Source organism: Hypericibacter sp., assembly GCF_050729195.1.
Classification (GTDB): Bacteria; Pseudomonadota; Alphaproteobacteria; order Dongiales; family Dongiaceae; genus Hypericibacter.
On record NZ_JBOHKS010000018.1, the window covers coordinates 24,955 to 38,980 of the forward strand.

A 14,026-nucleotide genomic window follows, 5' to 3' on the forward strand; every position below is an offset into this window, starting at 1 on the left:
GATGCGGGTCTGCCGACAGGACCCGCCCAAAATGGAGTGATCCCGCATGAACGAGACCGCGTTGCGCCGGCCTGCCGGCGGTTCGATCAGCAAGACCCATATGAAGTTCTCGCTCGATGGCGGGACGGCCAGCCGCTGCCGCATCGGGCTGATCGTGCTCGCGACCGACCATACGATCGAGGCCGAATGGCGCCATGTGATCCGGCTGCCCGGCGTCGCGGTCTATGAGAGCCGCATCTCCAATTCGCCCGAGATCAACCCGACCACGCTCGCCGCCATGGAAAAGGATCTGGGCAAGTCGGCCGCCTTGATTCTGCCGGGCACCAAGCTCGACGTGATCGGCTATGGCTGCACCTCGGCCTCGGTGGTGCTGGGCGAAGAGACCGTGGCCAAGCGCATCCAAGAGGCGCGGCCCGGCGTCGCCGTCACCAACCCGATCACGGCGGCCATCACCGGCATGAAGAAGATGGGCGCCAAGCGGATCGCGCTCCTGACCCCCTATATCGAGGAGGTCAATCAGCGCTTCCGCAGCTATATCGAGGCGCGTGGGCTCGAGGTCACGGTCATGGGCTCGTTCAACCACGAGAACGACAATGAGGTGGCGCGCATCGATACAGGGTCGATCCGCAATGCGATGATCGAGCTCGGCAAGGAGCCGACCGTCGACGGCATCTTCGTCTCCTGCACCAGCCTGCGGGTGGCGGATATCGCGGAGGATGTCGAGAAGGCGACCGGCAAGCCGGTGACCTCCAGCAATCTGGCGCTGGCCTGGCATTGCCTGCGGCTTGCCGGCGTCAATGACGCGATCCCTGGCTTCGGACGGCTGTTCCGCAGCTGATCCGAAAGGCCGGCTTTGCGCATCGCCTGTCTCCATACGATCGAGAGCAATATCGAGCCCTTCGAGGCGGCACGCCGCGAGCGGGGCGATAGCTCGTTGACGCTTCGGCATGAGGTCCGGGACGATCTTCTGGCGGCCGTCGGACGGGCGGGATCGTTCGCGGCGCCGATCGTTGCCGAAACGGTCGCCGCGCTGCAGGCACTCGCCGCCGATGCCGACGGCGTGCTGCTGACCTGCTCGACCCTGGGGCCGGCGGTCGTGCCGGCGCAGAAAGTCTGCCCTGTCCCGGTGATCCGCGTCGATCAGGGGCTGGCGCGTGAGGCGGTCCGAGAGGGCGGCAAGGTGCTGGTGCTCTGCACCGCATCGACCACGCTTTTTTCAACGCAAGAGCTGTTCGAAGCCGAGGCACGCGCGACAGGCGCATCCATCGAGATGCGGCGCGTTCCCGATGCCTGGGAGCATTTCAAGGCCGGCAGGCTCGAGCGCCATTACGCGCTGACGGCGCAGGCGGCGGATCAGGCCTTTCGCGAGGGGGCGAAGACCGTGGTGCTGGCCCAGGTCTCGATGGCCGCGGCTGCGGCGCTGTGCCGGGAGGGACGCCCCCTGGTCAGCCCCGCAACGGGACTCAAAGCGGCGGTGATTGCCGCCCAGATGGCGTTCGGCGCCAGCGTCTGACCCCGGCTCCTTCAACAGCAAGGCCACTCATGCTCCAGACATCCTTCACCAAGGCGCTCGGCATCGACTGCCCGATTGCGCAGGCGCCGATGGGCGGTTCGGTCACGGTCGACCTGATTTGCGCGGTCTGCGAGGCGGGCGGCCTTGGCATGCAAGGCGTCTCCTGGCACGAGCCGGCGGCGATGGTGGCGGAGATTGCCGCGATCAGGCAGCGCACAGCGCGGCCCTTCGCGGTCAATCTTGCGCTGCAGTGGGACCAGCATACGCGTCTCGCCCAATGCATCGATGCCGGTACCCCCGTCGTCTCGCTCTTCTGGGGCGATCCGACCGCCTATTTCCCAGGATTGCGCGCCGCCAAGCTCAAGACGATCGTCACCGTGGGCTCGGCCGACGAGGCCAAACGCGCCGCCGATCTCGGCGCGGATGTGATCTGCGCACAAGGGGTCGAGGCCGGCGGCCATGTCTGGAGCAAGGTCGGCACGATGGTGCTGTTGCCCGCCGTGGTCGACGCCGTGGCGCCGCTGCCGGTGATCGCTGCCGGCGGTATCGCCGATGGGCGGGGGCTGGCGGCCGTGCTGGCGCTTGGCGGTGCCGGCGCCTGGATCGGCACGCGTTTTCTCGCCACACCCGAAGCGTTTGCGCATGAGGAATGGAAGCGCCGCATCGTCGCGGCACGGGAAACCGACACGGTCTATACCGAGCTCTTCGATCTCGATTGGCCGAAGGCCCCGCACCGCGTGCTGCGCAACAGCACTTACGAGCAGTGGGAGGCCGCGGGCCGGCCGCCGTCGGGCCAGCGTCCGGGGGAAGGCGAACCCGTCGCACGGCAGCCGGGCGGCACGATGCTGCTGCGCTATAGCGACAGCGGACCGGCGCCGGGCGCCAGCGGCGACATCGAGGCGACCTGTCTCTATGCGGGCCAGTCGGCAGCACTGGTGCATGACATCCTGCCCGCCGGTACGCTCGTCAAGCGCATCGTCGTCGAGGCGGAGGCGGCGCTTGCCCGTGCCGCGGCCCTGCGCGGCGCCTGATCGGCCCCGTTAGGTCGGGTTCTCGAGGCTGAACTGCTCGCTCTGATCGTCATAAGCGAAGAGCTCGGCATAACGGCCCCAGGAGATCGCGGCGCGCAAGGTGTTCTGGGCGAATTCCGGCGACATGAAATCCTCGAGCTCCTCCCGGAATCGCGCGGCGGGCGCCCGATGGATCGGCCGCTCGTCCAGCACCCGTTTGATCAGGGCGACGATCGGCACATAGGTTAGCAGATGCTCGGCGAACATGCGCTTGCGCCCGTCGATGTCGAGCCCGACGAAACGTCGCCCGGCTTCGGTCAGCTTGATATCGCCGTCTGCAAGGTCGGCGAAACGGAAGAGCTGCAAGGTCTCGGCGATCGGAAACAGCTCGTCGGTCTCCATCTGCAGCGCCTCGGCGATCTGCGGCAGGTCGGCCTTGCCCTGATAGGGTGGAGCCGCAAGGGTTTCGAGCAGCCCTGAGAGCACATTGGTCGAGACATGGGGCAAGGCCATGCCGACCCCGGTGCCGGGAAACCCGCCCGGACCCTGGCGATCCTTGCGCTCGCCGACCGTCCGGTTGGTCATGCGCGCATAGATGTCGTCGACCAGCTTGCGGAAGGCGGGGTCGGTGCGGTTGCGCGGTTGCGGCAACTCGATCCTGATCTCGGTTGCGACCCTGCCGGGATTGGCCGAGAAGAGCAGAACGCGGTCGCACATCAGAACCGCTTCTTCGATGTTGTGCGTGACCATGGCGATCGAGCGGATCGGCAGGCGGCCCTCGATCCAGAGATCGATGAGGTCCGTGCGCAGCGTCTCGGCCGTCAGCACGTCGAGCGCCGAGAAGGGCTCGTCCATCAGCAACAATTGCGGATGGACCACGAGCGCGCGGGCGAAGCCGACGCGCTGGCGCATGCCGCCGGAGAGCTCCTTCGGATGGGCGGATTCGAATCCGTCGAGCCCGATCAGGTCGATCGCCACGAGCGCCCGCCGCCGGCGTTCGGGTCCCGGCACGCCCAAGGCTTCGAGCCCGACCTCGACATTCTCCAGCACCGTCAGCCAGGGAAAGAGTGCGAAGCTCTGAAACACCATGGCGATGCCGTCGGACGGTCCGACGATCGGCTGGCCATGCCAGCGCGCCTCGCCGGCGGTGGCGGTCATCAGGCCGGCGACGATGCGCAGCAGCGAGGATTTTCCGGAACCGGAGCGGCCCAGCAGCCCGACGATCTCACCGTCGCGGATGTCGAGCGAGACGCCGTCGAGCACGAGCAGCTCGCCGCCGCCGGCCTTGCGATAGGCCTGCCGGATGTTGCGCAACTCGAGGAGGGGAACTGCCGGAGTCATAGCCTTGGCGATGGCAAGGTTGGTCATGATCGTCACCTTCAATCGAGACGCAGGTTGCGGGCGGCGAAAGCGAACAGCTTTCGCCAGAACAGGCGATTCAGCAGCACGACGAAAATCGACATGACGGCGATGCCGAGCACCAGGCGCGGGAAGTCGCCCGCTGCCGTCATCCGGGCGATATAGGCGCCCAGCCCCTGGGCCGCGACCGTCTTGTCGCCCCAGCTCGCGATCTCGGCGACGATGCTGGCGTTCCAGGAGCCGCCCGAGGCGGTGATGGCGCCGGTCAGGTAGTAGGGCATGATCCCGGGCAGGATCACATGGCGCCACCAGCTCCAGCCGCGGATGCGAAAGCTCGCCGCGGCCTCCTTCAGGTCGTTCGGGAAGGCGCTGGCGCCCGCGACCACGTTGAAGAGGATGTACCACTGCGTGCCCAACACCATGAGCGGGCTGAGCCAGATGTCCGGCGCCAGATGGAAATGCAGGATCGCCACCACCGCCACGGGGAACATCAGGTTGGCGGGAAAGGCCGCTAGGAACTGGGCCAGCGGCTGGATCCGTTCCGCCCAACGCGGCCGCAACCCGATCCAGACGCCGATCGGGACCCAGATCAGGCTGGCGAGCGCGATCAGCACCAGCACGCGCAGCAGCGTGAAGAAACCCAGCATCACCACATGCAGGATTTCAGGAACACCGATATCGCCCAGCACGAAGTGGAAGACGCGCCAGAGGGCGTAGGCGGCGAGCAGGCCGAGAACGACGCCCCAGCTGAAATCGATGACCCGGCTCGACCAGAGGCGGCGAAGCCGTGACGGGAGCGGCCGCGAGGGCGCCAGGCGCAAGGCGGCGAGGGTCCGCGCCATGTCGCCCACCGGACGCAGCAGGAACTGGAACAGCCGCGCGCGCTGGGTCAGATCGAGGAACCAGGATTCCGGCACGCGGGCGGCGGCCGAAAGCTCGAAGCGGAATTTCTCCGACCATGCCACCAGCGGGCGGAACAGCAACTGGTCATAGATCAGGATGATGATCAGCATGGTGAGCAGCGCCCAGCCGATCGCGCCCAGATCGCGCCGGTCGATGGCGAGTGCGACATAGGAGCCGATCCCCGGCAGCGAGACGGTGGTGTGGCCGACCGAGATCGCTTCCGCGGCCACCACGAAGAACCAGCCGCCCGACATCGACATCATGGCGTTCCAGATCAGGCCCGGCATGGCGAAGGGAATCTCCAGTCGCCAGAAGCGCTGCCAGGCGGAAAGCCGGAAACTCTGTGTGACCTCGTCGAGGTCGCGCGGCAGGGTCTTCAGCGACTGATAGAGGCTGAAGGCCATGTTCCAGACCTGGCTGGTGAAGATGGCGAAGATCGCGGCGCATTCGACGCCCAGGACCCGCCCCGGAAAGAGCGCCATGAAGCCGGCGACCGTGAAAGAGAGGAAGCCCAGCACCGGAACCGACTGCAGGATGTCGAGCAGCGGGATCAGCATCATTTCCGCGCGCCGGCTCTTGGCCGCGAGCGTGGCATAGACCAGCGCGAAGACCAGCGAGGCCAGCATCGCCGCCAGCATCCGCAAGGTCGTCAGCAGGGCGTAATGGGGGAGCGCCGCCGGATCGAGCGTGACCGGCGCGGTCACGATCGCGGAGAGGGGCTCGAGCGTTTCGTGGCCGGCCTTGGCGATCAGCACGAAGGCGCCCAGCAGCAGCGCGAACGCAGGCAGGTCCCAGAAGCTCGGCACGAACTGCCGTGACAGGGAGCGGAGGGCCCCGGGGCCCCACCAAGATGAATGAAGCGTCATGATCCGACCTCCGCAAGCGCGAGCGGAAAGGATGCCGCGGCCGCGCGTGGCGGTGCTGCGATCCGGAAAGAAAGGCGAGTTAACGTGGGATCAGGTCGGAGGTCGGTCGTCGCTGTCCGAGCCATGCCATCGGAGCAACAAACGGATCTTGAAGAGCGGCATGGGTCACCTCGAGGTCCGGGCCCATCTCAAGGGATGGCCATGGCTGGACCGGGTTTCATTAAACCTCGAAAGGTCGCTCGGGCCTTCTGAGGTTGCCGGGGATATGGCACCGCCTTTTCGAGGGGTCAACCCACAAGCCGGTAATGCGGAATGTTTTCTTGTCGCACTCAATACCGGTCGAGCGTCATGCCCTGGAGCGGGATGTCGGGCTTGCGTCCCAGCATGAGATCGGTGACCAGCCGCGAGGATCCGCAGGCCATGGTCCAGCCCATATGGCCCGAACCGGTATTGAGGAAGAGATTGTCCAGCCTGGTGGCACCCAGGATCGGCGGACCGTCCGGGGTCATGGGGCGCAGGCAGGCCCAATAGCGTGGCTGGTCGTAATGCGCGGCCGCGGGGAACAGTTCGCGCGCCACCTTGAGCATGGTCGCGAAGTTCTCCGGCTTGTGGCTGGTATCGTAGCCCGCGAAGTCGGCGGTTGCCGTCAGTCGCAGCCGGTCGCCCATCCGTGCGAAGGCGACGAGTGCCCCCTCATCGACTCCGCCCAGGGTGGGCGCGGCCGTCTTGTCCTTGATCGGCAAGGTGAGGGAATAGCCTTTGACCGGATAGATCGGAAGCTTGATGCCGGCGCCGCGCGCGATCTGCGGCGCGTAGGATCCGAGCGCCAGCACGACCTGGTCGGCCGCGATGCGCTCGCGGTCGGTGACGACCGCCTGGATCCGACCGCCGCCGGTTTCGAGACCGCGGACGGTGGTGCCGTAGCGGAACTGCACGCCGAGCCCTTCGCAGACCCGCGCCAGGTTCTGGACGAAGGCGTGGCAGTCGCCCGACTCGTCCTGGGGCGCGAAGATGGCGCCCGCGATCTTGTCGCGGGCCGGCGCCAGCGCCGGATCGAGCCTGACGCATTCGGCCGGGTCGATCGTCTCGAATGGATAGCCCTGGGCCTTCAGGAAGCCGATGGCGCGCTGGCCGGTCTCGAAATGGGCGGGATCGCGATAGAGATAGATGCAGCCCTTGACGATCTCGTCATAGGCGATCCGCTCCGCCTGGCGCAGCTCGATCAGCTTCTCGCGGCTGTAGCGGGCGAGGCCCAGCTTGATGAGGGTGTTGTGACGGTTTCGCTCGGTGGTGCAGTTGGCGAGGAACTGGAGACCCCAGCGCCACATGGCCGGGTCCAGCCGCAGGTGGAATCGAAGGGCGGTGTCGTCGCGCCAGAGCGACTTCAGCAGGATCAAGGGCGCGCGGGGCGAGGCCCAGGCGTTGGAATGACCCGGGGCAATCAAGCCGGCATTGGCGAAGCTGGTCTCCGCGGCGGCCTCGGGCTGCCGGTCCAGGACGGTCACGGCGCGGCCGGCCTTGGCCAGATAATAGGCGGTCGTCACCCCCATGACGCCCGCGCCCAGCACCACAATCCCCGCCATGCCTGCTCCTAATTCCCTGTCATTCCAGATCGTTAACGCCTGTTCTTCCCGGGTGCCCACCCGCCGCGAACATGCTACGTTGCGTTAGCATTCTGGTGCAATTCTCTGGTTTTACAGGCGATCCGGAGGGGCGGGGGTAAGGCCCGCTGGGTCGCCTTTGAGATCTGACCATCATTGACCGACGATAAGGGGTAAGGCCGATGCGGGTTCTGTTCCTGCACAATAATTTTCCGGCGCAATACAAACATGTGGCGGCGGCGCTGGCGGCGGATCCGGCCAACCAGATCGTGGCCGGCTCGCTCGACAATAAGAAGAACCTGCCGGGTGTCACAAAACATATCTACAAACCGCAACGCGAGCCGCGGAAAGACACCCACCATTATCTGCGCTCGACCGAGGCCGCCGTGCTGGACGGGCAGGCGGTGGTCCGCATGTGCGGCGAGCTGCGCAAGAGCGGCTTCGTCCCCGATCTGATCTGCGGCCATTCCGGCTGGGGCACGACGATCTATACCAAGGACGTCTTCCCGGAAGCGCGGCTGCTCACTTATTTCGAGTGGTATTACAACGCCCGCAACTCCGACGTCGATTTCATGAACAAGACCCTGACCTGGGAGGATCTCTGCCGGGTTCGCACGCGCAACCTGCCGATCCTGATGGACCTCGCCCATAGCGACTGGGGACTTTGCCCGACGGGCTATCAGCTGAGCCAGATCCCGCGCATCTTCCACAGCAAGCTCACGCAGCTCCATGACGGCGTCGATACCGATTTCTTCTCGCCGTCGGATTCGGTCCAGTTCGACATTCCGGGGCTCAATCTCCGTCTCACGCGCGATGCCGAGGTCGTGACCTATGCGACGCGCGGCATGGAGCCCTATCGTGGCTTCCCGCAATTCATGCAGGCGGTCGAGATCCTGCAGCAGCGCCGGCCCAATCTGCAGGTCGTCGTCGCCGGCACCGACCGCGTGGCCTATGGCAAGAAGCTGCCGGAGGGCGAAAGCTACAAGGGCAAGGCCCTGGACGAGCTCAAGGGGCTCGATCACAGCCGGCTGCATTTCGTCGGCCATCTTCCGTTCGACGCCTATCGGAACCTTCTGCAGCTCTCCTCCGTTCATGTCTACCTGACGATCCCCTTCGTGCTCTCCTGGTCGCTCCTGGAGGCGATGTCCAGCGGATGCCTGGTGGTGGGCTCGGATACGCTGCCGGTACGCGAGTTGATCGAGGATGGACGCAACGGGCTGATGACCGACATGTTCAATATCGAGGCACTGGCGGCCCGCATCGAGGAAGGGCTCAACCGGCGCGACGAGATGGGCCAGATCCGGGCCAATGCGCGCCAGACGATCCTGGAGCGCTATGCGCTGCGCGACCTGCTGCCGAAACATCTGCAATTGATGCGCGACCTGGCCGAGGGCCGCGCTCCGGCCGAAAGTGCCGCTGGCCGCTCCTTGGCGGTCGGCGCGCCCCGACAGGGTGGTGGACCGGCCAACAAGGGCGCGCCGTCGCGCGGCGGCCGTCCCGGCAATATTCCGCGCGGCAAGCGCCGCCGGCGCCATTGACGGCGGGCAGGACCGTTTTCCTGGGTAAGGGGACCGGCCATGCCGCGAAATTGCTTTCGCCTGACCTGGAATTTGCCATGATCCTGGATTAACGCTGGCGACAATTCCGCAAAGATCGGTTTCCTACGAGGGTGTGGTCATGATCGTGAATCGCAACAGGCTCTTCCTCACCGCGTCGCTGGCGCTCTTTCTCACGGTGGCCGCGGCCCAAGGGCGGGCGCTGGCGGCGGACGCCATGACGGTGGACGAGATCCGGGATTGCATGTGCCGCGAGCAGGCGCTGCAGACTCTGCGTCAGGACACCGGCGTGCAGCAGACCCGGTACAACGATTCCCGCGCGCAGCTCCAGAGCCTGGAAACCCAGATCGCCAATATGCGCAAGACGATGAATCCGAGCGACGATACCTCGGTGCAGATCCTGTCGGAGATGATCCGTCAGCGCGACACGCTCACCAATCAGATCCGCACCACCGTCTATCCGCAGACCCAGGGCGCCGTAACGAAACTGAACACCGCCGTCGCCGACTACAACCAGCGCTGCACCCAGCGCCCCATGCTCAAGACCGACGTCGACAACGCCAGCAAAAGCCTGTCCTGCCCGGCCGCGCAGTGACGCGAGCGTTGGTCTCTTAAACCGAATCCCGGAGCACCCTCCCCCTACCCCCTCCCGCAAGGGGAGTGGGGTTTGGATTGCGTTGGACTCTCCGGGGCGTCTGAATTCGGTTGCAGCTTAAAAGTAGCGCGAAGCGATCATATCAACTCAAGGGGTAGGGGGAGGGTTCCCCGGCTATGGGGTGCTGCCCACGAACGCCGACGAGAAATCGACGCTTCCCGCCGTGCTGAAGATGATCGCCTGGTTGTTGAGAGATCCATTCGCCTGATTGACCCCGGTAACGCCGGTGTTGGCGTTGAGGGCGGTATCGATCGTCGCGCTCCCGGAAGACGGTGCGGGCACCGAGTTGTCGGAATGGCTCTGGCTGAGCTGCGCGTCCGACAACACGACGATTGCGTTGATGCCCACAGCCATGGACAGCGCGAATGTCTGCGCGTTGGCGACGCCGACATCCTGGTTGAGCGCGACCACGCCGGAATTGTTGCTGGCGGCCCGCATCTGTTTCGGCGAGCCGTTTGGGTTTATCGGACGTGCGGCGACAGCTCCGGCCGGAGCCTGCAGAATATTGACGGTACTGCGCTGCGCGATGCTGACTTCGCTGTCGGCAAAATCCGGCGAGCCAGGGGTGAGCGCGATCTGGGCGATCGAGCTCACGATGTTCTGGCTGCTGAGCAAGCCAGTGGCCTGGTTTGCCGCCTGAAAGCCGGTGCCGCCATTCATCGAATCCACAACCGAGGCGGCCGCTTCGGACCCGGCCGACCCGGAGAAAGAGCCGACCGTGTTGTGTTCGCGGTCTGCCGTCACGTTGACGTTCGATTTCGAAAGATTGAGGTTGCTGGCCAGCGGTTCGGGCGTGAAGTTCGCCTCGATCTTGAGGGCGACGGTCAGATCCTTGCGCACCGCTTCTCTGAAGGTATTGCTGCGAGTTGTGTTGATCGTCGTGGTTGACTGCGCGCTGGAGGAGTCGCCGCCCGACGGTGCCGCCGCAGCCGTGCCGGCTCCTGTCCAGAGGAGCGCAGCGCACAAGATTGCAGCAGGGGGAGAGGGCCGCGTTAGCTTGTGGAGCGCCGCCGAGGAGCAGCGGCAAATGTGGTTGTCAGCCTGGACAAGGCACGCAATGAATCGCCGTGCCCCGGCTCGGATGAGCGTGGGCATGTTCGGATCTCTGCATCTTGGGTCCAAATCACGTCAGCCGGGTTGCCGGATGACTGAATTTTCAGAAGTTATCCTGCGCCTCTTGAGCTTCGGTTGCAAGACCGATCCAGCGCGACAACGCACGTCTCCTACTCGAGAGGCATATTGTGGTATGCCGTCGCTCTTCTGAAACGTCGCCGTTATACCGCCTGTGTCTTGCAGGTAAGGCGCAGTTCCCCCGCGGTATTTGCCACCGTCGCGACGCAGGCCTTGGCCTTCTCCGGCGGGATCCAGGCGGCGATGCGTGTGATGTAGCGGGCGCCGCTGCCGCCGCTCACCCGTTCGGAATTGAGCCGGACGATATTGGCTCCGAACCCGACGAACACTTCCGACAGCCGCGCGACCAATCCTGGGCTGTCCTCGCCCTCGATCTCGATGCGGTGGGTGATATGCGCCGTGTCGCCATGCTGCGCGCGGTAGGAGAAGGGCGCGACGCTGATCTTGGCTCCTTTGAGCGCCGGCAATTCCGACAGCTCGCTCTCGATGCTGCCCAGGGAGAGATGATCCGGCAGCTCGATGACGGCGGTGAACTCCGCCGCGCCGCCCAGGACCGCGAAGGTCGTATCGCCCAGATTGATCCCGAGATCGAAGAGCCGGCCGGTCACTTCGGCGATCAGGCCGATCCGGTCTTCGCAAATGATCGAGATAAGCGCGGTGCGGCTCATATGGCCTCGCTCCTTGAACCGGGCAGTTGCGCGGCAAGCCTAGCATGGCGGCTTTGCAGCGCAATCCGGGACCTGATCCTGCGATTCGCTGGTTCGGATCGCGTGGCGCGGACCTCAGAGGCGGTCGAGCCATTCGATCCCGGCGACGGCGCCCCAACCCGCCGCCGCGGTGATCGAGAACGAGACCAGAGCCAGGGCGAGACCGAGGCAGAGCACCACCCCGTCCTCCTCGAGATAGGCCAACGCCACGATCATGATGACGAAGGCGGGGAGGATATGGCCGAAAGGCACCGGCAAAGCGAGCGTCAGGCCCAGTAACAGAATGGTGATGCCGACCATCCTCTTGGTGGTTCGGAAAGGCCTGGGCCAACGCGGGCGGACGAGCGTTTCCGCGCGCCGCAGGACCGGGGCGATGCGATCGACCACCTGGGCGAAACGCCGTGTCGGCAGGCGGCGGGCGGTCGCGACCCGTGGCAAGGCGGGGCTGCGCCGGGCGACGATCATCTGATAGGCGGGAACGGCGAAGAGAACGCCAATGAAGGTGGACAGCCCGGGCACGAGCGCGATCACGGCCAGCAGGAACATCAGCAGGCCGAATGAACGCTCTTCGAGCTGCTCCATGATCCAGCCGACGGACACATGGTCGGGCGGCGCCTCCGAGCGGAGCCGCTGCAGGACGGCCGAAGTCGGAACATGCGCGCTCACGGCTCATGAACTCCCTGCGGTTCGGCCTATGCTTACGTGGTGTCGAGGGTGGCCTCGTTAAAGCCCGGCGAGACAACGCCTTTCGCGTGCGAAAATTTCGATCAGCCCCTCGGTGATCGCCCGCACTCGGCCGCTCGAGCCCCCAACGGCGAAAGATCACACCACGTTGAGTTCGGCCAGCGGCTGGTTCTTCGCCACCCGCTCATAGCCGAAGCGCGTCAGATCGATGCTCTTGAAGCCGCCCTCCAGGATCATCTCGCTGAGGGCGCGGCCGATCGCGGGCGATTGCTGCAGGCCATGGCCGCTGAGGCCGTTCGCCATGTAGAAGTTCGCGAGGCCCGGCCCGCGCCCGATGATCAGGTTCTGATCCAGCGTGTTGTAGTCGTAATGCCCGGCCCAGGCGCGGACCAGCTTGATCGCCTCGAAGGCCGGGACGCGCTGCGCCAGCGTCGGCCAGACGGTCTCCTCGAACAGGCCGTACTCCACCTCGAGATCGGTGCAGTCGGGGTCCTGGTCTTCGGGCGGGGAGACGCCGCCGATGAAGCTCGTACCCTCGGGCCGGAAATAGACGCCGTTGGGATCGATCAGCAGCGGGGCGTTCTGGATCTCGGCGCTGTCGCGGCAGTCGAAGACATAGACGAAGCGCTTGCGCGGGCGCACCGGCAGATCGAAGCCGGCCCAGCCCGCGATACGCGCGGCATTGATGCCGGCGCTGTTCACCATGGCGCCGATGGCGATGGAGCCAGCCTTGGCGAGCGTCACGCTGGCGATGCGATCGCCCTCGCGCTGCAAGGCGACCGCTTCGTCCTGAAGATAGATGGCGCCCTGTGCGATCGCCTTCCGCCGGAAGGCCTGCAGCAGGCTGTAGGGATCGGTCCAGCCTTCGTTGTGCCGTCCGAACGCGCCGCCCGCCAGGTCGTCGGTATGAAGCCAGGGGAATTGCCGTCGCAAGGCCGCCGAATCGAGCATGACAATGTCGGCGCCCAAAGCGGTCTGGGTTGCGTGGTTCTGCTCCAGCACCGGCAGGCCACTCGGCGTGGCGAGGAAGAGATAGCCTTGCTCGACGAAAGGCAGCTGCGCCTTTTCGCCCGGCAGGCTTAGATGCTCGGCCACGTTCTTCACGAAGCTGGCGCCGAACTGCGACATCCGGATGTTCTCGGGCGTCGAGAATTGCTGGCGGATGCCGCCGGCGGAGCGCGCTGTTGCCGCCTCGCCATAGGTCGGATCCTTCTCCACCACCACAACGCGGCCGCGAAAACCGGGTTGAGCAGTCAGGAAATAGGCGGTCGAGCTGCCGACCACGCCGCCGCCGACGATCAGAATATCCGCTGTTTGCAAGGGCATGACCCGCTGGGTTGCTATGGCTTTGCGGGTCTAACCGATGCGGGGTCGGGGAGCAAGGGGCGCCTGCGGAGGCCGATCCGGCGGCGCCATTTCCGGTTCGGGTTGCGTTATGGCACGCTCATGTCCAGATTCATGAAGGGGCGGGCCGAAGGGAGCGGGTGCCAGGACCGCCCCTTTAACGATTCAAGAGCTGGGAGACCAACCCGATGAGCCGCGCCTTTGTCAAAGAAGACGATGCCGAGCTGCCAGGCGACGACCTGCCGGAGCGGCCACAAAGTCCGCATCCGAACTACGTCACCGCGCAGGGTCTGAAGGCGCTACAGCGCCGCGTCGAGAAGCTGCAGGAGGAGCGCCGCAGCCTGAACGAGGGCGGCGAGCCCGAGATGCTGGACAAGGAGCATCTCAAACTGGTGGAGCGCGATCTGCGCTACTGGCAGGAGCGGCTCGACAAGGCGATCCAGATCGATCCCGCGACCCAGCCGCATGACAAGGTCGGATTCAGCGCCACGGTCGAGACCGTCGACGACAACGATGTGAAGCGCACCTTCATGCTCGTCGGCGAGGACGAAGCCGAGCCCAAGGCCGGCAAGATCAGCTGGGTCTCGCCCCTGGCGCGCGCGATCAGCGGCGCCAGCGTCGGCGACACTGTGCTCTGGAAACGCCCCGCCGGCGACCTCTCGCTCGAGATCCTCTCGATCAAATATCCGAAGGCGTA

General features: G+C 65.6%; 13 protein-coding genes. 6 read left to right on the forward strand and 7 right to left on the reverse strand.

What is annotated here, in order from left to right; all coding sequences use genetic code 11:
• Positions 1-46: 46 nt before the first annotated feature.
• From ACREE8_RS01075 to ACREE8_RS01085, 3 genes are read left to right on the forward strand one after another with little or no spacing between them, the layout of a single operon-like run.
• A complete protein-coding gene (locus tag ACREE8_RS01075; RefSeq protein ID WP_431571122.1) occupies positions 47-838 on the forward strand; it encodes a maleate cis-trans isomerase family protein in 792 nt (263 codons plus the stop codon).
• Positions 839-853: 15 nt separating this feature from the next.
• Positions 854-1,513, forward strand: a complete 660-nt coding sequence (locus tag ACREE8_RS01080) for an aspartate/glutamate racemase family protein (protein WP_431571123.1) — start codon at positions 854-856, stop codon at positions 1,511-1,513.
• A 29-nt stretch (positions 1,514-1,542) separates the two neighbouring features.
• A complete protein-coding gene (locus ACREE8_RS01085) occupies positions 1,543-2,544 on the forward strand; it encodes an NAD(P)H-dependent flavin oxidoreductase (RefSeq protein ID WP_431571124.1) in 1,002 nt (333 codons plus the stop codon).
• Between the two features lie 9 nt (positions 2,545-2,553).
• On the opposite strand, the gene ACREE8_RS01090 is transcribed toward ACREE8_RS01085, so the two are convergent.
• The 3 genes from ACREE8_RS01090 to ACREE8_RS01100 all read right to left on the reverse strand — a co-directional run bounded on the left by ACREE8_RS01090 (position 2,554) and on the right by ACREE8_RS01100 (position 7,234).
• Positions 2,554-3,891 (reverse strand): ABC transporter ATP-binding protein, encoded by a 1,338-nt coding sequence (locus ACREE8_RS01090; RefSeq protein WP_431571125.1) that lies wholly within the window; start codon positions 3,889-3,891, stop codon positions 2,554-2,556.
• Positions 3,892-3,902: 11 nt separating this feature from the next.
• The gene (locus tag ACREE8_RS01095; RefSeq protein ID WP_431571126.1) at positions 3,903-5,651 is read right to left on the reverse strand and encodes an ABC transporter permease; all 1,749 of its coding nucleotides are present in this window, start codon (positions 5,649-5,651) and stop codon (positions 3,903-3,905) included.
• Between the two features lie 329 nt (positions 5,652-5,980).
• Positions 5,981-7,234 carry a D-amino acid dehydrogenase gene (locus tag ACREE8_RS01100; protein ID WP_431571127.1) on the reverse strand — a complete coding sequence of 418 codons (1,254 nt, stop codon included), beginning with the start codon at positions 7,232-7,234 and terminating at the stop codon, positions 5,981-5,983.
• A 200-nt stretch (positions 7,235-7,434) separates the two neighbouring features.
• Between ACREE8_RS01100 and ACREE8_RS01105 the strand changes: the two genes are divergently transcribed.
• Together ACREE8_RS01105 and ACREE8_RS01110 are read left to right on the forward strand one after the other, a co-directional pair.
• Positions 7,435-8,790: a glycosyltransferase gene (locus ACREE8_RS01105; protein ID WP_431571128.1), complete on the forward strand. Its 1,356-nt coding sequence runs from the start codon at positions 7,435-7,437 to the stop codon at positions 8,788-8,790.
• A 139-nt stretch (positions 8,791-8,929) separates the two neighbouring features.
• Positions 8,930-9,403, forward strand: coding sequence for a hypothetical protein (locus ACREE8_RS01110; protein ID WP_431571129.1), 474 nt, complete (start codon positions 8,930-8,932; stop codon positions 9,401-9,403).
• Between the two features lie 174 nt (positions 9,404-9,577).
• On the opposite strand, the gene ACREE8_RS01115 is transcribed toward ACREE8_RS01110, so the two are convergent.
• The 4 genes from ACREE8_RS01115 to ACREE8_RS01130 all read right to left on the reverse strand — a co-directional run bounded on the left by ACREE8_RS01115 (position 9,578) and on the right by ACREE8_RS01130 (position 13,311).
• Positions 9,578-10,558, reverse strand: coding sequence for a hypothetical protein (locus tag ACREE8_RS01115; RefSeq protein WP_431571130.1), 981 nt, complete (start codon positions 10,556-10,558; stop codon positions 9,578-9,580).
• 179 nt (positions 10,559-10,737) lie between these two features.
• On the reverse strand, positions 10,738-11,262 hold the full coding sequence (locus ACREE8_RS01120; RefSeq protein WP_431571131.1) for a glycine cleavage system protein R: 525 nt from the start codon (positions 11,260-11,262) through the stop codon (positions 10,738-10,740).
• A gap of 114 nt (positions 11,263-11,376) precedes the next feature.
• Positions 11,377-11,967, reverse strand: a complete 591-nt coding sequence (locus ACREE8_RS01125; RefSeq protein ID WP_431571132.1) for an exopolysaccharide biosynthesis protein — start codon at positions 11,965-11,967, stop codon at positions 11,377-11,379.
• A gap of 156 nt (positions 11,968-12,123) precedes the next feature.
• Complete coding sequence (locus tag ACREE8_RS01130; RefSeq protein ID WP_431571133.1) at positions 12,124-13,311, reverse strand: NAD(P)/FAD-dependent oxidoreductase; 1,188 nt, start codon at positions 13,309-13,311, stop codon at positions 12,124-12,126.
• A 206-nt stretch (positions 13,312-13,517) separates the two neighbouring features.
• Here ACREE8_RS01130 and ACREE8_RS01135 point away from each other — a divergent pair.
• Positions 13,518-14,026 (forward strand): GreA/GreB family elongation factor (locus tag ACREE8_RS01135; protein WP_431571134.1); only part of this gene is annotated, 509 nt, incomplete at its 3' end.